The sequence below is a fragment of the Actinoplanes oryzae genome, from assembly GCF_030757795.1.
GTDB lineage: Bacteria > Actinomycetota > Actinomycetes > Mycobacteriales > Micromonosporaceae > Actinoplanes.
On the sequence record NZ_JAUQWH010000096.1, the window covers coordinates 11,882 to 34,032 of the forward strand.

At 72.1% G+C, this 22,151-nt stretch carries 20 protein-coding genes; 8 read left to right on the forward strand and 12 right to left on the reverse strand.

Annotated elements, in window-relative coordinates; all coding sequences use genetic code 11:
* Window positions 1-167: 167 nt before the first annotated feature.
* Window positions 168-1,364 (reverse strand): PucR family transcriptional regulator, encoded by a 1,197-nt coding sequence (locus RBH18_RS27145; RefSeq protein ID WP_306212669.1) that lies wholly within the window; start codon window positions 1,362-1,364, stop codon window positions 168-170.
* A 369-nt stretch (window positions 1,365-1,733) separates the two neighbouring features.
* Here RBH18_RS27145 and RBH18_RS27150 point away from each other — a divergent pair, with 369 nt between their 5' ends.
* The 4 genes from RBH18_RS27150 to RBH18_RS27165 all read left to right on the forward strand — a co-directional run bounded on the left by RBH18_RS27150 (window position 1,734) and on the right by RBH18_RS27165 (window position 4,118).
* Window positions 1,734-1,997, forward strand: a complete 264-nt coding sequence (locus tag RBH18_RS27150) for a hypothetical protein (protein ID WP_306212671.1) — start codon at window positions 1,734-1,736, stop codon at window positions 1,995-1,997.
* Between the two features lie 163 nt (window positions 1,998-2,160).
* Entirely contained in the window at window positions 2,161-2,838 is a 678-nt protein-coding gene (locus RBH18_RS27155) for a TetR/AcrR family transcriptional regulator (RefSeq protein ID WP_306212673.1), read from the forward strand.
* Between the two features lie 48 nt (window positions 2,839-2,886).
* The gene (locus RBH18_RS27160; protein ID WP_306212675.1) at window positions 2,887-3,357 is read left to right on the forward strand and encodes a sigma factor-like helix-turn-helix DNA-binding protein; all 471 of its coding nucleotides are present in this window, start codon (window positions 2,887-2,889) and stop codon (window positions 3,355-3,357) included.
* A complete protein-coding gene (locus RBH18_RS27165; RefSeq protein ID WP_306212676.1) occupies window positions 3,354-4,118 on the forward strand; it encodes a hypothetical protein in 765 nt (254 codons plus the stop codon). The genes RBH18_RS27160 and RBH18_RS27165 overlap by 4 nt, the downstream gene beginning before the upstream one ends.
* Before the next feature lie 54 nt (window positions 4,119-4,172).
* On the opposite strand, the gene RBH18_RS27170 is transcribed toward RBH18_RS27165, so the two are convergent.
* Window positions 4,173-4,826: a hypothetical protein gene (locus tag RBH18_RS27170; RefSeq protein WP_306212678.1), complete on the reverse strand. Its 654-nt coding sequence runs from the start codon at window positions 4,824-4,826 to the stop codon at window positions 4,173-4,175.
* Between the two features lie 398 nt (window positions 4,827-5,224).
* Complete coding sequence (gene gltX, locus RBH18_RS27175; protein ID WP_306212680.1) at window positions 5,225-6,631, reverse strand: glutamate--tRNA ligase; 1,407 nt, start codon at window positions 6,629-6,631, stop codon at window positions 5,225-5,227.
* A gap of 126 nt (window positions 6,632-6,757) precedes the next feature.
* Between gltX and RBH18_RS27180 the strand changes: the two genes are divergently transcribed.
* On the forward strand, window positions 6,758-8,092 hold the full coding sequence (locus tag RBH18_RS27180; RefSeq protein ID WP_306212682.1) for a glycosyl hydrolase family 18 protein: 1,335 nt from the start codon (window positions 6,758-6,760) through the stop codon (window positions 8,090-8,092).
* A gap of 24 nt (window positions 8,093-8,116) precedes the next feature.
* Here RBH18_RS27180 and RBH18_RS27185 read toward each other — a convergent pair whose 3' ends face one another.
* Window positions 8,117-9,742 (reverse strand): MFS transporter, encoded by a 1,626-nt coding sequence (locus RBH18_RS27185; RefSeq protein ID WP_306212683.1) that lies wholly within the window; start codon window positions 9,740-9,742, stop codon window positions 8,117-8,119.
* Between the two features lie 56 nt (window positions 9,743-9,798).
* Complete coding sequence (locus RBH18_RS27190; RefSeq protein WP_306212705.1) at window positions 9,799-10,653, reverse strand: AraC family transcriptional regulator; 855 nt, start codon at window positions 10,651-10,653, stop codon at window positions 9,799-9,801.
* Between the two features lie 86 nt (window positions 10,654-10,739).
* On the opposite strand from RBH18_RS27190, the gene RBH18_RS27195 reads away from it, so the two are divergent.
* Both RBH18_RS27195 and RBH18_RS27200 read left to right on the forward strand, forming a co-directional pair.
* A complete protein-coding gene (locus tag RBH18_RS27195; RefSeq protein WP_306212685.1) occupies window positions 10,740-11,699 on the forward strand; it encodes an acyl-CoA dehydrogenase family protein in 960 nt (319 codons plus the stop codon).
* Between the two features lie 36 nt (window positions 11,700-11,735).
* On the forward strand, window positions 11,736-12,269 hold the full coding sequence (locus RBH18_RS27200) for a dihydrofolate reductase family protein (protein WP_306212687.1): 534 nt from the start codon (window positions 11,736-11,738) through the stop codon (window positions 12,267-12,269).
* 58 nt (window positions 12,270-12,327) lie between these two features.
* Here RBH18_RS27200 and RBH18_RS27205 read toward each other — a convergent pair whose 3' ends face one another.
* From RBH18_RS27205 to RBH18_RS27220, 4 genes are all read right to left on the reverse strand, one after another.
* Window positions 12,328-14,448, reverse strand: a complete 2,121-nt coding sequence (locus RBH18_RS27205; protein ID WP_306212689.1) for a methyl-accepting chemotaxis protein — start codon at window positions 14,446-14,448, stop codon at window positions 12,328-12,330.
* An 82-nt stretch (window positions 14,449-14,530) separates the two neighbouring features.
* The gene (aceE, locus tag RBH18_RS27210) at window positions 14,531-17,269 is read right to left on the reverse strand and encodes a pyruvate dehydrogenase (acetyl-transferring), homodimeric type (RefSeq protein WP_306212691.1); all 2,739 of its coding nucleotides are present in this window, start codon (window positions 17,267-17,269) and stop codon (window positions 14,531-14,533) included.
* Between the two features lie 147 nt (window positions 17,270-17,416).
* Complete coding sequence (locus RBH18_RS27215; protein ID WP_306212692.1) at window positions 17,417-17,821, reverse strand: YjbQ family protein; 405 nt, start codon at window positions 17,819-17,821, stop codon at window positions 17,417-17,419.
* A 117-nt stretch (window positions 17,822-17,938) separates the two neighbouring features.
* Entirely contained in the window at window positions 17,939-18,241 is a 303-nt protein-coding gene (locus RBH18_RS27220; RefSeq protein WP_306212694.1) for a hypothetical protein, read from the reverse strand.
* A 179-nt stretch (window positions 18,242-18,420) separates the two neighbouring features.
* On the opposite strand from RBH18_RS27220, the gene RBH18_RS27225 reads away from it, so the two are divergent.
* Entirely contained in the window at window positions 18,421-19,062 is a 642-nt protein-coding gene (locus RBH18_RS27225) for a DUF3159 domain-containing protein (protein WP_306212696.1), read from the forward strand.
* Here RBH18_RS27225 and RBH18_RS27230 read toward each other — a convergent pair.
* The 3 genes from RBH18_RS27230 to RBH18_RS27240 are packed head-to-tail and all read right to left on the reverse strand — an operon-like array spanning window position 19,027 to window position 21,907.
* Entirely contained in the window at window positions 19,027-20,475 is a 1,449-nt protein-coding gene (locus tag RBH18_RS27230; RefSeq protein WP_306212698.1) for a glycosyltransferase family 2 protein, read from the reverse strand. The two genes, RBH18_RS27225 and RBH18_RS27230, sit on opposite strands and share 36 nt — an antisense overlap.
* Complete coding sequence (locus RBH18_RS27235) at window positions 20,472-21,530, reverse strand: HEAT repeat domain-containing protein (protein ID WP_306212700.1); 1,059 nt, start codon at window positions 21,528-21,530, stop codon at window positions 20,472-20,474. The genes RBH18_RS27230 and RBH18_RS27235 overlap by 4 nt, the downstream gene beginning before the upstream one ends.
* Window positions 21,530-21,907 carry a response regulator transcription factor gene (locus RBH18_RS27240; protein ID WP_306212702.1) on the reverse strand — a complete coding sequence of 126 codons (378 nt, stop codon included), beginning with the start codon at window positions 21,905-21,907 and terminating at the stop codon, window positions 21,530-21,532. Before RBH18_RS27240 ends, RBH18_RS27235 begins: the two co-directional genes overlap by 1 nt.
* Window positions 21,908-22,151: the final 244 nt, after the last annotated feature.

Below are 22,151 nucleotides of genomic sequence, written 5' to 3' on the forward strand. Positions count from 1 at the left end.
TTGCCGGATCGGGGTCTTCCATGGCGAGACGCGGCGAGACGCTGTCCGCTCTCCGGGTCGGAGGGTTTCGTGGCGAGCGCTGTCCGCTCGCCGAGTCGGGGTTTCGGTGGCGAGACGCTGTCCGCTCGCCGGCCCGGAGCTTCGTGGCAAGCGCCGTCCGCAGTCACTCAGCTCGCCGGATCGAGCCGGCCCACGGCGAGGGCCATCCGGAGTCCGAAGGCGTCACGGCCGTCCAGGGGCGACAGGCCGGTGACCTCGGCCACCCGCTTCAACCGGTAGCGGACCGTGTTCGGATGCACGTACAGCTCGCGGGCCGCGCTCTCCAGCACGCCGTTCGTGGCGAAGAACGCGTCCAGCGTCTCCAGCAGGCTCCCCCCGGCCCGGGACAATGATCCGAAGACCTCGGTCCGCAGCGCGCGCCGGGCCTCGGGGTCGCCGGCCAGCGCGCGCTCCGGCAGCAGCGCGTCGGCGGCGACCGGTTTCGGGGCGCCGGGCCAGGCGGGGGCGGCCCGATACCCGGCCAGGGCCGCGCGCGCCGACTCGGTGGCGTGGTCGAGCGACTGCACGGCGGGCCCGACGACGATCGGGCCGTCGCCGAAGGCGCCCGACAGCTGCTCCGCGCTGGCGATCGGGTCCGCGGCGCCGCCCATCACGACGACGATCCGGTCGCCGTGGACGCCGCCGATGACCTCGACCCGGGCCCGCCGAGCCGCCCGGTAGACGGCGTGCAGCACCGCGGTGTGGTCTCCGCCGGGGGAGCGGCCCACGACCACGGCGACCGGCGGCGCGTCCGCCCAGCCCAGCGCGGCTGCCCGGCTGGCGAGCACGTCGGACGAGTCGCCGCGCAGCAGGGCGTCGACCAGGAGCGCCTGGAGCCGGGCGTCCCAGGAGCCGCGCACCTCGGCGGCCCGGGCGTACACCCGGGCCGCGGAGAAGGCGATCTCCCGGGAGAACTTGAGGATCGCCTCGGTCAGCGCCTCCTTCTCCCCGGCCGCCGCCAGCTCGCTGACCTGCGATTCCGCGACGTCGATGACCACCTTGATGAGCTGCACCGTCTGCGTCAGCGTGAGCGACCGGGCCAGCGAGCGCGGCGCGGCGGCGAAGACCTCGTCGGACAGCTCCTGGGTGCCCGCCGCGTTGCCGCCCGACCGCAGCCATTCGACCAGCGAGCGGATGCCGGCCTGGGCGACGAGCATCACCGAGGAGCGCTGCTCGGCCGGCAACGCCCGGAACCAGGGGAGCGTCTCCTCCATCCGGGCCACGCCCGCCGAGGCGAGCGACCCGGCGTTGCGCTCGACCCGGCGCAGGGTGGCGGCCAGCGGCGGAGCGGACGAACCCCGCGACGACTTGCTCACCTGTGCCACTCGCCCAGCATGTCAGGCCCCGCCGTGGGCGCGCGGGGGCGGTTCGCCCGGCCCCTTCTCGAACCCCGTTCGCGGGGGCACAATCGTCTCCGGCGCCCGCTGCATCCTGTCCCTTTTGGGTTGTTTATCGGTAATAGCGGTGCGCCCTCACCGCCATTCCGGTGGGTGACCTGGCATGGTGTCGTCCTGGGCCGCACGAGTTGCGGAACCGGCGCGACCTGGTGATCCATTGCCGGGAGCGACCTCGGGCAGCGCCGCCCGTGGCCGCAAGCCGAGCGGAACTCGCGGCCCGGGAAGGTCAAGCCGGACGGCACGGTGCCGATGGGACCGGGTACCCGGAGACGAGCAGGAGAGGGAGGGAGGCGGCGCATGGCGGAACTCGAGAATCTGTGCCCCGAAGCCGAACACGACCACGCGGACGAGAGCGCCGCCGAGGAGTCCGTGTTCGTCGTCCCGGCCGGTTCGCCGTTGCTGACCGTGACTCCCGACACCGACGATCCCGCCGATGACATCCCGCACCGGGTCGGTTGCCGAACCCACCTCCACGGCTGGGCCGGCGCCCACGTCCACGGCGCCGTCCGCCCCCGCCGCCGGGCCGCCGGCCGGGGCCGCCCGCCCCGCCGCTGGTGCTGACGCCGCCGGGCCGCCCGCCCCGCCGCTGGTGCTGACGCCGCCGGGGCCGCCCGCCCGCCGCTGCTGACGCTGCCGGGGAGTTCGCTCACTCGGTGGTGTGACTGACGGATGCTCTCCGGCGCGTCCGGCGGGCTCGGGGTGCGGGCACCGACACGGTGGGCACGTGGACGACAAGCGACGGCTCATTTTGGATCAGGCGCTGGCGCTGGTCGACGAACGCGGGCTCGGGGCGATGTCCATGCGGGCCGTCGCGGAGCGGGTCGGGCTGACGTCGATGGCCCTCTACCCGTACGTCGGGGGGAAGGACGCCCTGCTCGACGGCCTGGTGGATCTGCTGCACCTGGAGCTGGGCGACCGGTACGGCACCGATCCCGCCGACATCGACTGGCGTGACCGGCTGCGGGCGCTCGGGCGGGCGGTGCGGGCGCTCTCCCGGCGCCACCCGGGCGCGTACCCGCTGCTGTTGAACCGGCCCTCGCCCGGCGGCAGCTGGCTCACCGCGGCCCTGCGCGCCACCCTGCACGACGCCGGGGTGCCCGCCGCGCACGTCCCGCGCCTGACCCGGATGATCTGCGCGTTCCTGCTCGGCTACACGACCGGCGAAGTCACCGGCGGCCTCCCCGAAGGCAACGACCCGACCGCGCCGCAGGCAGGCCCACCGCGAGCAAGCCAGCCGCAGGCAGGCCCGCCGGAAGCAGACGCGCTGCAGGCAAGCACGCCGGGCGCGAGCCCGGACCCGGCGAACCCGGCGGAGGGCGACGAGCAGGCCGCCCGCGCCGAGTTCGACGCGGACCTCGAGGACCTCGTCCGGCTCGTGGAGGTCACCGTCCGGGTCGTGTGAGGGGCATTCGGGACTCCGGGCCCCGCCGATTGCCCTATAAAGGGGCAAATGACGGATGAATACGTGGCGCAGCGGTACGCCCACCTGCGCCGCGCCGCCTTCCTCATGTGCGGCGACTGGGCGCGGGCCGGTGACCTGGCGCGCCTCACGCTGGCCCGGGCGCTCACGGACCCCGGGGTGGGGGACCTGGACCTGTGGGCGTACGCGGATCTGATGGCCGCCTTCAAGCCCGGTCACAGCCGCCGGGAACACGTGTTCGTCGCCCCCGAGCAGGCCGGGCACGACGACACGCAGGCGGCGCTCCGGGACGCGTACACCGTGCTCGTCCTCGACGCGCTGCGCCGCCTTCCGCCGAAGTGCCGCGCGGTGCTCGTGCTGCATCATTTCTGCCATCTGGCGGTGGCGGAGACCGCCGACGTGCTCGGGCTCGACGGCAACAAGGTCACGGAGTACGAGGCGGAGGGCCTGGAAGCGTTCCGTGACCTGCTCCCCGCCGGGCAGCCGGTGGCCGGCCGATGAGCGCGGCGATGACCGCGGTGCTCGAGCGGGCCTGCGCCGGGGAGCCACCGGTCGGGGATGCGGTCGCCGACATCGTGGGGGAGGCCGAGCGGCTGCGGCGCCGGCGGGCCCGTGCGGTGGTCCTCGCCGGGCTGGCCACGGTGGCGATCGTCATCCTGCTCGGGTACGGCCTCACGACCGTCCTCCTGCCCGGCAGCAAACCGCGCTCGACGGCCGCCGTGGCGGTCGCCCAGCCGCGCCCGTCCGCCGAGCTGGATCACGTGCTCGCCGTGCTGAGCCGGCCGGTCGACGCGCAGGACCGGCGGATCGTGCCCCGGGAGCCGTTCACCGGGCCGGGCTGGCGGCAGTACTCGGTGCTCGACGAGAAGGGCCGGCCGCACGGCCTGATCGAGGTCGCCGTCTACGACGCGCCGGCCGGGCTGTGCCTGCCGGTGCTGGCCGACCCGCACGCGTGCGCCAAGCCGGACACCACGGAGTCGGGCTTCGAGTACGCCCGCTACGCCGACACGGACGACAAGGACTGGCAGGTGCACGAGGTCATCGCCCGGCGCGTGGTGGACGGGCGCACGGTGGCTGTGCAGGCGACGGGCGAGCGGGGCACCGGCGACGAGGAGCTCGGCGAGCCGCCGCTGTCCACGCGCGAGGCGGCCGACGTGGCGACGGACCCCAGGTTGCTCGACGCCTTCGGGCTGGGGGAGCGCTGCAACGTGCCGGCCCCGGCCTGCCCCATCCTGAAGGTCCCGGTACGGCCGGCCGGGTGAGACGCAGCGGGCCCGCCGCGGAAGCGACGGGCCCGGCGATGGATCGGGTGCGGCTCAGACCCGGCGGCGGATCAGGAAGGCAACCCCGGCGAGGCCGGCCAGCACGACCAGGAGCACGGCGCCGTTGAGCAGGAACAGCCGCTGCACCTCGTTGACCACGTCCTGGCCCACGGCGACCGGGTCGAGCTCCTCGGTCTCCACGTCCGAGCCGATCCCGCCGCCGATGCCGCCGGCGACCAGGTCCGGCTTCTCCTCCAGCGGGACGCCGCTGATGCGCAGCGACTCCGACATGGTGAGCCGGCCGTAGAACCAGCCGGCGCTCTTCTTGCCGGTGGGCTGCTTGGCCGGCCGGTAGGCGCGGGGGCCGCCCGAGGCGAGCGGATAGAGGTCGTACACCTGGGTGGCCTTGTCCTTGATCAGGACGGTCGCGGTGTACTTCGGCCCGAGCTTGTCCGACTTGGGCGCCGTGGTGGTCGGCGTCGCCGTCGAGAGCCAGTTGACCTCGCTGAGCAGCCGCTGGAAGACGTCGGCCTGCTCGGCCTGCTGCACGGTGAGCTTGCCGCCGGAGACGTTCTTCCCCGCGATCACCACGGCCGTCGGCTTGGCGGCGGCCTTGGGCGCCTCGGCCCGCGCCGCGCCGGAGCCGGACACGGCCAGCGCCAGCCCGAGGCCCATCGCCACGACAGCCGAACCCAGTCGCCTGGTCATCCCTCGAGCCACCGTCCGGCCTCCCCCGCCTAGGTGTTGGTGCAATCGTTGCTGTGCGCCATGTACCCACAGCCTCCCCGGAGAAGAGCGCGAGCGCATCTCGGGAAGGCACCTTTTCGAGCTATCCGGAAAGGGTGGGAGAGGGTGCAACCACTGCTGATCAGCGGGCGAATAGTACCCACCGAGGTCAACTCACGTATGCCGAGGTCACCCGGGCCGCGGGCCGCCCCGGGCGGGCTCCGGCGGGGCTGGCCAGGGCGTTGTTACCGCCGGGCACGGGACACGGAATGCGCATACCGAAATGGTCACGAAATGTTCACGCCAACGAGATCACGCCGAGCGTGAGCGTCCCCTTCCCGGCGGTGATCACATGAGCGGCACCGCCGGGAGGGGAACGATCAGAGCCGGCCGCGCGCCGCCGCGATCCGGGCCAGCGTCTTCTCCCGCCCGAGCACCTCGAGCGACTCGAAGAGCGGCAACCCGACCGTCCGCCCGGTCACCGCCACCCGTACGGGAGCCTGGGTCTTGCCCAGCTTGAGCCCCCGCTCCTCGCCGACCTTCTCCAGCGCGCCCTTCAGTGGCTCGGCGGCCCACTCCTCGAGCGCCCCGAACGCCGCCGCGGCCGCGTCGAGGATCTCGGCGGCGCCCTCCTTCATCGCCTTGTTCCACGACTGCTCGTCCTGGACCGGCTCGGCGAGGAAGAAGAAGTCGACGTACTCGACGATCTCGCTGAGCACCGCGATCCGGGTCTGCGCGAGCGGCGCGACGTCGGTGAAGACGTCGGCGTCGAAGGCGGCCGGGTCCCACGGCGGGGCCGGGATGGTGTCGGTGCCCGCCAGCCACGGCGAGCAGCACTGGATGAACTCCTCGGTGGAGAGCGCCCGGATGTACTCGCCGTTGAACGCCCGCAGCTTCTTCACGTCGAAGAACGCCGGGGCGTGGTTGACGTCGGAGAGCTTGTACTCCTCCTCGATGACCTGCCACGGCACGATCTCGCGGTCGCCGGAGGGAGCCCAGCCGAGCAGCATCAGATAGTTGCGCATGGCGGCGGCGAGGTAGCCCTCGTCCCGGTACGACTCCAGGGCCACCTTGTCGCGGCGCTTCGACAGCTTCTGCCGCTTCTCGTTGACCAGCACCGGCACGTGCGCCCACACCGGGGGCTTCACACCCAGCGCCTCCCAGAGCAGCTGCTGCTTGGGGGTGTTGGGCAGGTGCTCCTCGGCGCGGATGACGTGGGTGATGCCCATGCTCATGTCGTCGACCACGTTGGCCAGCAGGAAGACGGGTGAGCCGTCGCTGCGGGCGATGACGAAGTCCTCGATCAGCTTGTTCTCGAAGGTCGGCTCGCCGCGGACCAGGTCGGTGACGACGGTGGTGCCCTCGTCGGGCGTCCGGAAGCGGAGGGCCCGCCCCTCGCCCGGCCCGAGCGCGCGCTCGCGGCAGAAGCCGTCGTAGCCGGTGTGGGTGTTGCCCGTGCGGGCCACGACGTCGTCGCGGGTGCAGTCGCAGTAGTAGGCCCGGCCCTCGCCGTAGAGGCGGGTGGCGGCGGCGATCTGGTCGTCGGAGTACGCCGACTGGAAGTACGGGCCCTCGTAGGAACCCCGTTCGATGCCGATCCAGTCGAGTGCGGAGATGATGCCCTCGGTCCACTCGGGCCGGTTGCGGGCCGCGTCGGTGTCCTCGATCCGCAGGACGAACGCGCCGCCGCTCTGCTGCGCGACGATCCAGTTCTGCAGGGCGGTTCGGGCACCACCGACGTGGAACATGCCGGTCGGGGACGGGGCGAAGCGAACTCGTACGGTCACCCGCCAAGCCTACGGCGCCCGGCGAGCGGGTTTCCGCCGACCTTTCATCACGTCATGTATTGACGATTATTAGTAAATCTTCCTAAGCTTTCCGCGTCCAGGCGCCCCCACGCCGGAAGGAAAGCAATGAAGAGAGTTCTCGCCGCGCTGTCCGCGGGACTGCTGACGGCACTGGCCATCCCCGCACCGTCCCAGGCGGCGGTGCTGCCGAACGGCTTCAAGAGCGTCGGCTACCTGCCGAGCTGGGCCGGCAGCGTCACCAGCATCCAGTACAGCAAGCTCACCCACATCAACTACGCCTTCGCGCTCCCCAACGCGAACGGCACCCTGCAGCCCATCGAGAACACGGCGAAGCTGTCCCAGCTCGTCTCGCTCGGCCACCAGAACAACGTCAAGGTCTCGCTGGCCATCGGCGGCTGGAACGACGGCAACGACTCCGCCTTCGAGTCGCTGGCCGCCGGTACGAGCACCCGGACCACCTTCGTCAACACGGTCATGGGCGTCGTCAACCAGTACGGGCTCGACGGCATCGACATCGACTGGGAGTACCCCGACCCGGGCACCTCCGGCAGCAACTACGCGGCCCTGATGACCCAGCTGGGCGCCGCCCTGCACGGCCAGGGGAAGCTGCTGACCTCGGCGGTCGTCTCCGAGGGGTCGACCGCGAACGGCGTACCCACGTCGGTCTTCGGGGTCGTCGACTGGCTCAACATCATGGCGTACGACGGGGGCAGCCCGCACGCCAACTACGACTGGTCGATCGCCTCCGCGAACTTCTGGAAGGGCCGGGGCCTGCCCGCGGCCAAGACCGTGCTCGGCGTGCCGTTCTACAGCCGCAACGGCTACGTGCCCTACAACCAGATCGTCGCGACCAACCCGGCGTACGCCAACCAGGACTGCGCCACGATCAACGGCGCCCAGGAGTGCTACAACGGGCTGCCGACGATCCGCCGCAAGACGCAGTGGGCCCTCGCCAACGCCGGCGGCATCATGAACTGGGAGCTCTCCCAGGACGCGACCGGCGCCAACTCCCTGGTCAGCGCGATCTACGAGACCGCGACGGCGGGATCCTCGACCCGCACCGGGCAGATCGTGGGCATCGGCGGCAAGTGCGTCGACGTGGCTTCGGCCTCCTCCGCCAACGGCACCGCGATCCAGCTCTACGACTGCAACGGCAGCAACGCCCAGTCCTGGACCGTCGGCGCGGGCAACACGCTGCGCGCGCTCGGCAAGTGCCTGGACGTCGCCGCCGCGGGCACCGCCAACGGATCATTGGTCCAGCTCTACGACTGCAACGGCACGGGCGCCCAGGTCTGGACCGCGCAGAGCAACGGCACCCTGCTCAACCCGGTCAGCAACAAGTGCCTCGACGCCTCGAACAACAGCTCGGCGAACGGCACCCGCCTGCAGATCTGGGACTGCTTCGCCGGCGCCAACCAGCGCTGGACCCTGCCGGCCTGAGAAACGCGGCGCTGATCGTGGCACTCACTGATCTGGTGCGGATCGCGGTGCGTCCGCCCAGATCAGGTGCCGGACCACCGGCCCGGTGCCGGCCACGGTCAGCGCCCGCGCAGCGGCCTCCAGCTCCTGATCCCACACCGTGCCGCGTTCGAGGTGCTGACGCAGATGCTCGTGCCAGGTGGCCACGGTGAACGTCTCCACGTACAGGGAGGGATCGGACAGGTCCCGGAACAGACCCCACAGGGTGGCACCGGTCCGCTTCCGGGACCGGCTCACGTGCACCATGGCATCGACGAACGCCTCCGCGTTGGACTGCGCGACCCGCCATTGCACCTCGACGAGCACCGGGCCGGCCCCGGAGTCGGAGTCCGGGGCAGCCGCCGGCTCGGGCCAGAAGGGCGTCCGGCTCAGGTCGAGGGACGTCCGCGCCAGGCGAAGTTTCCGGGCGGTCACCACGGCCGTCAGCAGCAGGGCACAGCCGGGTATGACGAAGGCGGCCCGGATCCCGGCCAGGTCCGCGAGCACACCCCAGCCGATCGCGCCCAGCGTCTGCCCACCCATGAAGACGAGCTGGAAGTAGGCCAGGGCTCGAGCCCGCGTCCAGGCCGGCAGCAGAGCCTGCGCGGTGGCGTTGAGGGTGGACTGCACCCCGATCCATGCCGCACCGGCCACCACCAGCGCGGGCAGCACCAAGCCGCCCCGCGGCCCGGCACCGATCACCACCATGGCCGCGCCGTAGGCCATCGTGGACGCGGCCACCAGGGTGTTCGCGCCCATCGCCCGGCGCAGGCGGCCGACCACGAAAGCTCCGGCCACCGCCCCGGCACCCACGGCGCCCAGCAGCGCGCCGTAGCCGCCCGCGCCGAGCCCCAGCGGCCCCCGGGCCACGGCCGGCAACAGCGCCCACAGGCAGCTCGCGAAGATCATGAACAGCGCGGACCGCAGGAGCACGGTGGCGAATCGCGGAGCGTTCATGATGTAGCGCGCGCCGGCCCGGGTCGCCGCCGTCACATGTTCGGCGCCCAAGGGCCGGTGGTCCCGCGGCCGCCGCCATCGATACAGCACCGCCAGTACGCCGAAGAACGACACCGTGTTGAAGGCGAATGTGGAAGCCGGGCCGGTGGCGGCGATCAGCAAGCCGCCCACCGCGGGGCCGATGGCCCGCGCGACGTTGACATTCACGCCGTTGAGCACCGCGGCCTGCGGTACCTCGGCACGGCTGACCAGCTCGGGCTGGATGGCCTGGAACGACGGCACCGACAATGCCTGACCCACGCCGGTGACGGCGATCAACGCGAGCAGCGATGCCGGGGTCGTCCGGCCGAGGGCGGTCGTGGCGGTGATCCCGGCGGCTCCGGCGCACATCAGCGCCTGTCCGGCCAGCAGCAACCGGCGCCGGTCCAAGATGTCGCCCAGCGCGCCCGCCGGGACGACGAGCAGAAACACCGGCAGCGTGGAGGCGGCCTGGACGAGCGCGATCGCGAACGGGCCCCCGCCGAGGTCGCCCATCAGCCACTGCGCACCGACGGTCTGCATCCACGTGCCGGTGTTGGCCACGAACTGGGCGAGCCACAGGGCGCGGAAGACCGGCCGGCGAAGGGGCGCCCACCCGGAAACCAGTGCCGGCGGCTCGGCCGCGACTTGGGACATGCGCGCCGCTTACCTTCCCTCGGCGGAGCTATGCATCCCTGTCGTTCCGCCGTCCGCTAGGAGCCCTTCCGGAAGGTGCCCGGCGCCACCCCGAAGGCGCGCCGGAACGCGGCCGAGAAGGCGAACTCCGTCGAGTAGCCGACCCGCCGCGCGATGGCCGCCAGCGGCGCCGGGCTCTCCCGCAACAGCTGGGCGCCGAGGCTCATCCGCCGATCGACCAGGTACGTCATCGGGGGAGTGCCGGTCGCGGCGGTGAACCGCCGGTGGAACGTCGTACGCGACATGCCCGCCACCGAGCTCAGCTGCTCCACCGTCCACGAGCGCTCCGGCCGCTCGTGGATGGCGTGCAGCGCCCCGGCGATGCCCGGGTCGGTGACCTCCGGCCGATTCGGCACCTGGCGCAGCAGCTGCACGACCATCAGGTCGATGAGGGCCGCCCGGGCCGCGTCGGTGCCCGGCTCGGGCCGGTCGAAGTCGGCGTGCAGCATCGAGATCAGCGTCCGCAGCTCCGGGTGCCGGTCGTAGTCCGGCGTGATCCTGACCAGCCCCGGCAACTGCCGGAGCAGCGGCGGGACCCGCCCGTCCTCCCGCCGGTAGGCGCCGCACAGGAACTCGAAGTCGGCCTCCCCGGTCGGCGCCGGCTCCTCGACGGTGAAGTCGGGGAGCTGGGCGAGGGTGCACGGCGTGTGGGACAACCCGTGCACGACACCCGCGGCGGTGAAGATCACATCCCCCGGGCGTACGCGAAGGGGCTCGGCCTCCTCCTGGATGAGCCAGCCCGCACCGCGCAGCAGCACGTGGAAGCCGAGCACGGCCATGGACGGGAAGCGCAGCCCCCAGGCGCCCGACTCCGTGATGCGCCGCCCGTTCGCGCGCAGGGCCCGGACGCTGCCGAGCGCGGCCGAGATCATGTCCACGCCGGCGATGGTACGTCCGCGTATCCGGCCGGGTCGCGCACGCATGGCCGCGCGGCCGGCCGGCTGGTTCGGTGGACGACGTGACATCACCACTCGTCGAGATCCTGGCCGCGCACGCCGCGGAGACCGAACAGCACCGCCGCCCCGCTGCGAAGAGCCTGGCCGCCGCCCGGGAGGCCGGCGCCTTCGCCCTGCCCGACCGCACCGCCACCGAGGCCGTCCAGCTGCTCATCGAGCTGGCCCGCGGCTGCCCCTCCACCAGCTGGATCGCCGGCACCTCGCTCACCGGCAAGATCTTCAGCCGCCGGACGCTCGGGGACGTGGCCGGTCCGGACGAGCTGATGGCCGGGTCGGGCACCCCGGGCGGGCAGGGCGAGAAGACCTCCGGCGGCGTCCGGGTCACCGGCCGCTGGGCGAACGTCTCCGGCTGCGAGGACGCGGAGTGGGCCGGCCTCGCCATGCTGATCGACGGGACGCTGTCCTGGGCGCAGATCCCCGCGACGGACCTGCGCGTCGAGCACACCTGGACGGCCGCCGGCATGCGCGGCACCGGCAGCCACACGCTGGTGGCCGAGGACGTCCTGGTGCCGCCGGAGCGGGTGGCGCCGCTCGAGTTCTCCGCGCTGGCCGGCGACATGGTGCTCTTCGGCCTGACCGCGCTCGCCCCGGTGGTCGGCGCGACCCTGGGCGCACTCGACCTGATTGAGGCGATGTTCGCCTCCGATCGCAAGCCCCACATGAGCCGGTACGCCCGGATGGCCGACTCCCCGGCCGCGCGCCGGTGGAAGACGGAGGCCGCGACCCTGGCCCGTCGCGCCGAGCGCACGGCGCTCGACCTGGCCGCCGCCGGCCCGGGCGACCACGGTCTCGCGATGTCCGAGGCGGCGCGCGACTGCCGGACGGCCATGGACCTGATGCTGGACCTGCACGGGGCCGGCGGCTTCGCGGAGTCGAACCCGCTGCAGCGCTTCTGGCGGGACGTCGCCGTCGCCGGCCGTCACCCGCACGTCAACGCCTTCCTGGCCGCCGACCGCCTTTAGGGTGGGGGATCGCTCCCGACACGACGAGGTGGAACCATGGGCAAGGTCATCGCGGTGGAGTACGTGACGCTCGACGGCGTGTTCGAGGAACCCGCCTGGAGCGGCCCCTACTTCAACGACGAGCTGGGCGCCTGGCAGGACGCCAACCTGCGCGAGGCCGAGGCGCTGCTGCTGGGCCGGCGCACCTACGAGGGCTTCAAGGCCGCCTGGCCCGCCATGGAGTCGAGCACCGGCGACTTCGGCCGCAAGATGAACGCGATGACCAAGTACGTGGCCACGACCACCCTGACCACGCCGGAGTGGAACGCGCGGTTCCTCTCCGGCGAGGTCGCCGACGCGGTCGCCAAGCTGCGGACCGAGCCGGGCACGCTGCTGATCAACGGCAGCGCCGACCTGCTCAACCACCTGACCCGGCACAACCTGGTCGACGAGTACCGCATCATGATCTACCCGGTCGTGGTGGGCGAGGGCCGCAAGCTCTGGCACGAGGGCACCAAGATCGCCCTCGCCCCGACGAACCGCTGGACCACGTCCACCGGCGTCGAGGTCCTCACCTACGTCCCGGCCTAGCGAACAGCGAACCGGCGGACCCTCGGGATGAGGAGCCGCCGGCCGGGAACGCGGATCGTCAGACCGTGAAGCGGTCCACCAGGTGCGTCAGGCGCTGCGCCGTGCCGTTGAGCTCGGCCGCCGCCTGGTGCGACAGCGCCACCGCCGAGCGGGTGCTCTCGACGGCCCCGCTGACCGCGCCGATGTTGCTGGCGATGTCCTGGCTGCCGGTGGCGACCTCGGTGATGTTGCGCGACATCTCCGCGGTCGTGGCCGCCTGCTCCTCGACGGCCGCGGCGATCGCCGTCTGGTAGTCGTTGACCTGGCCGATCGTGGCGGTGATCGCGTTGATCGCCTCGACCGCCTTGGCCGTGTCGGACTCGATCGCCGACACCCGGGCGGTGACGTCCTCGGTCGCCTTGGCGGTCTCCTGGGCCAGGTCCTTGACCTCGCCGGCGACGACCGCGAAGCCCTTGCCGGCGTCGCCCGCCCGGGCCGCCTCGATGGTGGCGTTGAGGGCCAGCAGGTTGGTCTGCTCGGCGATGCTGGCGATCAGGCGTACGACATCGGCGATCTTGCCCGTGGAGACGCGCAGCTCGTCGATGACGCCGGAGGCGGTGGCGGTCAGGCCCACGCCGTCGCGGCCGGCGCGGGCGGCCTCCTGGGCGTTGCTGGAGATCTCGCTGATCGAGGCGCCCATCTCCTCGGCGCCCGCGGCGACGGTCTGCACGACCACCGAGATGTCGTCGGCGGCGCGGCTGGCCGTGCCGGCCTGGCCGGCGGCGCTCTCGGCCGAGCTGGTCAGCTCGCCCCCGGTCTGGGCGACCTGGGCGGCCGACTTGCTGACCTCGTGCGACGCCCCGGTCACCTCGACCATGACCTCGCGCAGCTCGGCGGTGGCGGTGTTGAGCGCGGTGCCGGCGCGGCCGATCTCGTCCTGGACGTCGTCCTGCACCTTGACAGTGAGGTCACGCTTCGCCAGGCGGGACAGGGCGGCGGTCAGGCCGCCGAGCCGGGTCGAGATGCGGCGGGCCTGCCAAGCGGCGATCGCGCCGCCGAGCACGGCGAGGATGACCGCGGCGATCAGGAAGGCGATGAGCATGTCGCGGCGGCCGTCGCGGACGGCGTCGGCCGCCCCGCTGGTGTCGCCCGTGTAGCCGCTGACGGCGATCGCCCAGTTGTACGGCGCGTAGTACGACGTCGTGACGATCGTCTCGCCCGCCGGGGCGCCACCCGCACCGGCCAGCTGGAAGGTGCCCTGCCACGTCTTGCCGTCGGTCAGCTTCGGGGCCTCGGTGACGATCTGCTTGACGTACTCGGCGCCGTTCTCGTCCTTGGCCGCCAGGACGTTCTGGCCGGAGAACTCGTCGATGCTCGACGTGATGACCCGGCCCGCGTCCGCCGCGTTGGTGCTGATCACGGAGATCGAGCCGTTGGTGCGCACCGAGCTGCCGGAGATCGCGTCGGTCAGCGTGGTCAGCGCGGTCGCCTGCGGCACGCCGACGAAGAGCGCGCCGATGACCTTGCCGTCGTTGTCCTTGATCGGGTCGTACGCGGTGATGTACCAGGTGTCGACGACCTTCGCCACGCCCCGGTAGCCCTTGCCCGACTTGATCGCGGCGGCCACGGCGTTGGCCTTGCCATCGGCGGTCGCGGGAATGTAGGTGCCGATGGCCCGGTTGCCGGAGGCCGCCTTCACCGTGGTCGCCACGCGCAGCAGGTCGCCGTCGTCGTTCATCCGCTGGAAGACGGTCACGGTGAGCCCGAGCAGCGAGGCCGTGTCGTCGGCGAACGGCGTCTTCTTGCCGAAGCTGGTGTTCTGGCCGAGCCAGGTGCCGCCCACGGCCATCCGTGGCAGCGTCACCGTGGTCTTGGCCTGGCTGACCTGGTTGGTCGCCGTCCACGTGGCGGTCCGGCTCTGCAGCGCGGCCCCGCCGTTGTAGGCCAGCAGCTGGTTCGCCGACTTCATGTTGTTGTTGACGCCGTTCTGGACCTCGTCGCCGACGGCGCTGACCATCCGGTTCACCTCGTCGGAGGTGCGGGTCAGATCCTCGGTCGTCAGCTTCGTGACCTGCGTCTCCGTGTGATCGGCGAACGCGTCGCTCTGCCAGGCGCCGACACCGACCAGCACCCCTGCCGTACCGAGAACCCCGCCCAGGCCCAGGGCCAGGAGCTTGTGACTGATCTGCGCACGCACCATGTCCGGCTATTCGGACAGCACGGCAAAAAACTGAGGGGTGCGCCGGGATGAACCCGGACACACCCCCCGTTTGATCAAACGGTCAGCTGTCGCCGCCGGTCTCGCCGACCGGGGCCGCGTTGACGTCGTCGATCGCGTACTTCTTGGCGGCCTCGGCCGGGACGTGCGCCGGGACCTTGCCCTTGAGCGCCAGCTGGCGCAGCGTCGCCACCGCCACCGACTCGGCGTCGACGTGGAAGTGCCGGCGCAGGGCGTGCCGGGTGTCGCTCATGCCGAAGCCGTCGGTGCCCAGCGAGGTGTAGTCGTTGGGGATCCAGCGGCTGATCAGGTCGGGCACGGCACGCATCCAGTCGCTGACCGCCACCGCCGGGCCCTCGGTGCCCTCCAGCTTGGTCTGGATGTACGGCTTCCGCGGCTGGTCGCCCGGGTTGAGCAGGTTGTGCTCCTCGGTCTCGACCGCGTCGCGGCGCAGCTCGGTCCACGAGGTCACGGACCACACGTCGGCCGCCACGCCCCAGTCCTGGGCCAGCAGCTGCTGCGCCTTGAGGGCCCACTGCATGCCCGTGCCCGACGCCAGGATCTGCGCCTTCGGACCGTTCGTCTCGGGCGCGGCCGCGTACTTGTAGATGCCCTTGAGCAGGCCCTCCACGTCGACGTCCGCGGGCTCGGCCGGCTGCAGGATCGGCTCGTTGTAGACCGTCAGGTAGTAGTAGACGTTCTCCTGCTGCTCGCCGTACATCCGGTGCAGGCCGCGCTCCATGATGTGCGCGATCTCGAAGGCGAACGCCGGGTCGTAGGCCACGACGGCCGGGTTGGTCGCCGCGATCAGCAGCGAGTGCCCGTCCTCGTGCTGCAGGCCCTCGCCGTTGAGCGTGGTGCGCCCGGCGGTCGCGCCGAGCAGGAAGCCGCGGGTCATCTGGTCCGAGGCCGCCCACAGCTCGTCGGCGGTGCGCTGGAAGCCGAACATCGAGTAGAAGATGTACAGCGGGATCATCGGCTCGTCGTGCGTCGCGTAGGACGTGCCGGCGGCGATGAAGCTGGCGGTCGAGCCGGCCTCGTTGATGCCCTCGTGCAGGATCTGGCCGTTGGTCGCTTCCTTGTACGACAGGAAGAGCTCCCGGTCGACCGACGTGTAGGTCTGGCCGTGCGGCGAGTAGATCTTGCGGGTCGGGAAGAGCGAGTCCATGCCGAACGTGCGCGCCTCGTCCGGGATGATCGGCACCCAGCGGGCCCCGAACTCCTTGTCCTTCATGATGTCCTTGAGCAGGCGCACGAAGGCCATCGTGGTGGCGACCTTCTGCTTGCCCGAGCCGCGCTTGACGTCGCCGAAGCGCGCCGAGTCGGGGATCGCCAGGGTCTTGGCCTTGGTCCGCCGGCTGGGCACGTAGCCACCGAGCTCGCGGCGCCGCTCCTGCAGGTACTTGATCTCGTCCGAGTCGGGACCCGGGTGGTAGTACGGCGGGAGGTACGGGTTCTCCTCGAGCTGCTTGTCGCTGATGTCGAGGTAGAGCCGGTCGCGGAAGCCCTTGAGGTCGTCCAGCGTGAGCTTCTTCATCTGGTGCGTGGCGTTGCGGGCCTCGAAGTGCGAGCCCAGCGTCCAGCCCTTGATGGTGTGCGCCAGGATGACGGTCGGCTGGCCGGTGTGCTCGGTGGCCGCCTTGTACGCCGCGTAGAGCTTGCGGTAGTCGTGGCCGCCGCGCTTGAGGTTCCAGACCTCGTCGTCGGACATGCCCTCGACCAGCTTGCGGGTGCGTGGGTCGCGGCCGAAGAAGTTCTCCCGGACGTACGCCCCGGACTCGCCCTTGTAGGTCTGGAAGTCGCCGTCCGGCGTGGTGTTCATGAGGTTGACCAGGGCGCCGTCGGTGTCCTTGGCGAGCAGCGAGTCCCACTCGCGGCCCCAGACGACCTTGATGACGTTCCAGCCGGCGCCGCGGAAGAACGACTCCAGCTCCTGGATGACCTTGCCGTTGCCGCGCACCGGGCCGTCGAGCCGCTGCAGGTTGCAGTTGATGACGAAGGTGAGGTTGTCGAGCTCCTCGCGGGCGGCCAGGCCGATCGCGCCGAGCGACTCGACCTCGTCCATCTCGCCGTCGCCCAGGAACGCCCAGACGTGCTGCTGGCTGGTGTCCTTGATGCCGCGGTTGTGCAGGTAGCGGTTGAACCGGGCCTGGTAGATCGCGTTCAGCGGGCCGATGCCCATGCTGACCGTCGGGAACTCCCAGAAGTCCGGCATCAGCCGCGGGTGCGGGTAGCTCGGGATGCCGCCGCCCGGGTGGGACAGCTCCTGGCGGAAGCCGTCGAGGTCGTGCTCGGTGAGCCGGCCCTCGAGGTAGGCCCGCGCGTACATGCCCGGGGAGGCGTGGCCCTGGAAGAAGATGTGGTCGCCGCCGCCGGGGTGGTTCTTGCCGCGGAAGAAGTGGTTCATGCCGACCTCGTAGAGGCTGGCGCTCGACGCGTACGTCGAGATGTGACCGCCGACGCCGATCTCCGGGCGCTGCGCGCGGTGCACCAGCATCGCGGCGTTCCAGCGGATGTAGGCCCGGATGCGGCGCTCGACGAACTCGTCGCCGGGGAACCAGGGCTCCTGCTCCGGCGCGATGGTGTTGATGAAGTCGGTGGAGGTCAGGGGCGGGACGCCGACCTGCCGCTCCCGGGCCCGCTCGAGCAGGCGCAGCATGACGTAACGCGCTCTCTTGGCGCCTCGTTCGTCGATGACTCCGTCGAGCGACTCGACCCACTCCCGGGTTTCCTCGGGGTCGATGTCCGGAAGCTGGCTCGGCAGGCCGTCAGTGATCACCGGGCGCTTGCGTTCCGTGGCCACAGGCATTCCTCTTGGTCGGTTCGGACCGTACGCCCATTGTGTGAACCGCACGGCAATGGCTCCATCCTGCCCCCAAACGGTGCTTGTCGTCACGCCTACGGGGTTCGCGGGCGATGCTCGACACACGTACTCGGGGGTAACAACTGCTTAACCGTTCAGAAAGCTGAAGCGGACCTGGCGCTCGGGGTTGTCGCCGTTGGGGTCCACGAGGCACAGGCTCTGCCACGTGCCGAAGGCGATCCTGCCGTCGATGACCGGCAGCGTCGCGTACGGGGGGATCCAGGCAGGCAGAACATGGTCGCGGCCGTGACCGCGCGACCCGTGCCGGTGCCGCCACTTGTCCTCGGCCGGCAGCAGGTCGTCGATGGCCGTGAGCAGGTCGTCGTCGGACCCCGCGCCGGTCTCGATGACGGCCAGGCCCGCGGTCGCGTGCGGGACGAAGACGTGCAGCAACCCGTCGCCGCGCCCCTGCACGAACCGCTCGGCCTCGCCCGTGATGTCACGGACGACCGGACGGTTGCCGGTCCGGACGGAGATCACGGTGGTGTCCATGACCGGGAAGTCTTACATGTAGATGTCCATCGCCAGGAAGGCCGCCCCCACCCCGGCGAACCACAGGAGGCAGAGCGCCACCCGCGCGAGCCCCGTCAGCACCATGGGCCGAGTCGATCATGAGCAGCGGTTGCGGCGGGCCTGTTCCGCGCGCATTCGCGCAATGGCGGGTACGGCCGCGGCGCCGGCGGGCCGGTTCCGGCCGCGTTCGCGGTGGCGGCGCCGGCGGGCTGGTTTCGGTGGGCGACCGCGGCGGTAGCGCTCCCGCGGGAGGCTCGCCATGGTGACCGCGTACTTGCGCTGGTCGGACCATTTGAAGGCGTTGTCCCAGGGGTCGTCCTTCGCCAGGTAGAGGTTGACGAAGTGGTCGAGGGAGAAGGACTCGTCCGGCGGCTGCGCGTCGCCCAGGGTACGTGGCACGCCGACGATTGTGCCCGACGCCGGAAGGTAGGCTGTCCTAACTTCGTGCCGCAAGCGGCGCGGGAACGCACACCACCGTGCCGCAAGCGGCGCGGGACCGCACCACCGTGCCGCGAGCGGCGCGGAACGCATCACCGTGCCGCAAGCGGCGCGGGACCGCACGACGCTGGGGGTAGAGCGTGGCCGAACCGGAGTCGCTGGCGGATCTGCTGGGCGGGCGCCGGGCCGCGCTCGACGCCACCGTGCCGCCGGTCGTGTTCGTCGCCGGCTGGCTGGTCGGCGGCCGCTCGATCTGGTGGGGTGCCGCCGCGTCGCTCGTGGCCGCGCTCGTGGTCGGCGTGATCAGGCTGCGCAACGGGGACAAGCCGCGGGCCGTTCTGGTCGGGCTGCTCGGCGTCGCCGTGGCGGCGATCGTCGCGCTGCGGACGGGGCGTGCGGAGGACTTCTTCCTGCTGCAGATCGCCTCCAACGCGGCGAGCGCGCTGGCGTGGGCGGTCAGCATCGTCGTCCGGTGGCCGTTCCTCGGGATCATCGTCGGCGCGGTGCTGGGGCAGAAGACGCGGTGGCGGCGCGACCCGGCGCTGCTCCGGGCGTACATGCGGGGCAGTTGGGTCTGGGTCCTGCAATATGTGATCCGGCTCGCCATCTTCATTCCGCTGTGGGCCGCGCACGCGGTCGTGGCGCTGGGCGTGGCGCGGGCGGTGCTGACGTGGCCGCTGGTCGCCGCGTGCCTCGCCGTCAGCTGGTGGGTGATCCGGAAGAGCCTGCCGGCGGGGCACCCGGGGCTACGGCACCCGGCCGGAGACAAAGTCGGGAGCTGAGAAGCCCTCGCGGTGCATGGTCCCCCACGAGCCCTTGCCGCCGCGCCACGCGCCGAGCGCACCCGTGACCTGCCACACCGCCAGGATCTGCCGGTAGCCGAAGTTTTCCATGACGGCCGCCGCCACGCCCCGGGCCAGGTCGCCCCAGCGCGGATACCGGTGGAACGACACCTCCTCGATGAACAGCGACGCCAGGCTCACCAGGAGCCCGTAGCCGTACGCCACCAGCACGAACCGCCACGCGAACGCCACGTCGACCGCGTCCGCCCACAGCCCCAGCGGGACGAGCACCAGCGCCGACAGCTCGACGAACGGGGCCAGCAGCTCGAAGATCACGTAGTACGGGAGCGCGATCAGCCCGATCCGCCCGTACCTCGGATTGGCGATCATGCCGCGGTGCTTGCGCAGGATCTCCGCGATGCCGCGGTGCCAGCGCCGGCGCTGGCGGCCGAGGACCCGCCACGTGGAGGGCGCCTCGCTCCAGCTGACCGGCTCGGCGACGAAGATCACGCGGTAGTCCTTCCGCTTGCCGCGCAGGTGGTGGTGCAGGCGGACGACGAGCTCGGCGTCCTCGCCGATCGTGTCGCGGTCCATGCCGCCGACCTCGACGACCAGGTCGCGGCGGAAGACCCCGAAGGCGCCCGAGATCACGACCAGCCCGCCGAGCCGCGACCAGCCGGTGCGGCCCATGAGGAAGGCGCGCAGGTACTCGACGACCTGGATGCGGACCAGCCACTGCCGGGGCATGCGCACGTCGACGACTCGGCCGCCGAGGACCTTGCAGCCGTTGGCGATGCGCACCACGCCGCCGCACGCCGCGACGCGCAGCGGGTCGTCGCCGAAGGGCTTGGCGACCGAGAGCAGCGCGTCCGGGTCGAGCACGGAGTCGGCGTCGACCATGCAGATCAGCGGGTGCCGGGCGAGGTTGATGCCGACGTTGAGGGCGTCCGCCTTGCCGCCGTTGCTCTTGCGGACGACGGTCAGGGTCTCCGGGTCGGCGCGGGCCACGTGCACGGAGAGCACATCCCCGGCGTACGGGACGTCGGCCGGCACCAGCCGCGGGACCTCGACCAGGTCGAACTGCTCGCGCAGCCGCTCGAAGGTGTCGTCCGAGGAGCCGTCGTCGACGACCACCACCTCGTACCGGGGATAGCGGAGCGCGGTCATGGCCTGGACCGCCGCGACGATGCCGGGCCCCTCGTTGTACGCCGGCACGATCACCGACACGGGCAGCGTCAGCGGGCTGCGGAACATGTCGTCGGCGCCCGCGAACGGCAGCCGCCGCAGGTGCCGCGCGAACTCCAGCCCCGCCATCACCAGCAGCGCGAGATAGCTGCTGTTGAGCGCCACGAAGTAGCCGAGGATCGCCCAGTCGGTCCAGCTCAGGATCTCCCTGACCAGCTCGCGGGTCACGCCGGCACCCGGTCGAGCACCTGGGCGTAGGCGAGCGCCTCGCTGGCGTGGGCGGCCGCGACGCCCGAGCCGACGTGCGCGTCGTGCAGCGCCTCCAGCCCCGGACGGCCCAACCGGCGCAGTGCGTGCGCGGCCTCGTGCGCGACGGCGAAGGCCTCGTCGGTCAAGAGCCCCGCAAGCGTCGGTACGGCCGAAGGGGCCCCGAGGTCACCGAGGGCCCGCGCCGCGGCGACCCGCAGCCGGGTGGGCCGCGACGAGTGCAGCGCGAGCGTGAGCGGGTCGAGGGCGGTGCGCGTGCCCAGTTTGCCGAGCGCGGCCGCGGCGGCGACGCGTACGTCGAGGTGGTTGTCCTCACGCAGCACGCGGGCGATCCGGTGCACCGACGACGTGGCGCCGAGCAGCCCCAGGGCGTCGAGACACACCGCGCGCACCCGGGCTTGCGGATGGTCCAGCGCCGCCGACACGGTCACCTCCGCGTCCGCGCCGAGCTGCACGAGGGTGTGGCTGGCCAGCAGCGACGGGATCGGGTCGGGCCGGTCGAGGCTGGCGATGATGCGCCAGGCCGCCGCGGGGTCGCCGATGCGGCCGAGCGCCCGTACGGCCACCACCCGCACCTCCGCGTGCCGATCGGTCAGCAGTTCGCACAGTGCCGGCACCGCCTGCCGCAGCTCCAGGTCGCCGAGCACCTGGGCCGCCCGGGCGCGCCGGACCCGGCTGCGGCTGCGCAGCTGTCCCAGTGCCGCCCGCGCGACGCCCCGCCGCAGGAATACCGAGACCAGCCCGAGGTGGGCCTCCCCGCGCAGCTTCTGCAGCAGCGCGAGGGCGTGGGGCTCGGCGGCCCGCCACGCGTCAGGGGGGATGGCGACCAGGTCGTGGCTGCCCTCCTCGCCGTTGTTCGCGACGAAGGCCAGCAGCGCGCGCCGGGGCCCCGCGGCCAGCCGGGACCGCCGGCGCTGCCGGGAGCCGCGCACCAGCCGGGCCGTGACGATGCCGCTGACCGTGCCGGCGACGACGACCGCCAGCACCTCGATGACGAACGTGAAGACCCCGAGCATCAGTGCGCAACCCGCTCCAGGGCGTTCTCCACGCGCGCCAGCAGGTCGCGGGGGCTGAACGGCTTGACGACGTAGTCGGTGGCCCCGGCGGCGTACCCCTGCTCGAGGTCCTGCGGGCGGGAGCGGGCGGTCAGCATGATGATGGGCGTGCCCGCGGGCAGCGGCCCGGCGCGCAGCTCGCGGCAGATCTCCAGGCCGGACTTGCGCGGCAGGCGCACGTCGAGCAGCACCAGGTCCGGACGGTGGGCAAGCGCCGCACGCAGCGCGCTGACCCCGTCGGACACGGCGATCACGGCCATCCCGGCCCGCCCCAGCTTGTACGACACCAGGTGCTGGATGTCCGGATCGTCCTCGACGAGCAGGATGGTCCTTCCCACCCGCCCAACATATCCGTTATGCGCGGGTTGCAATGCTGCAACCTGGGTAACGGCTCCCCGGCGCCGTCCGAACATGCCTGCGTGACCAAGACCCCGGGCAAGCGTGCCGTCGCCCTGGCCGCGGCCGTGCTCACCGTCGGCCTCGGCACGGGCGCCGCGGCGGCCACCGGCCTGACCGCCGCCTCCCGTGACGCGGCCGCCGCCCGGCTCGACCTGCGCGTCGCCGACGTGCGCGGCGCCCTGG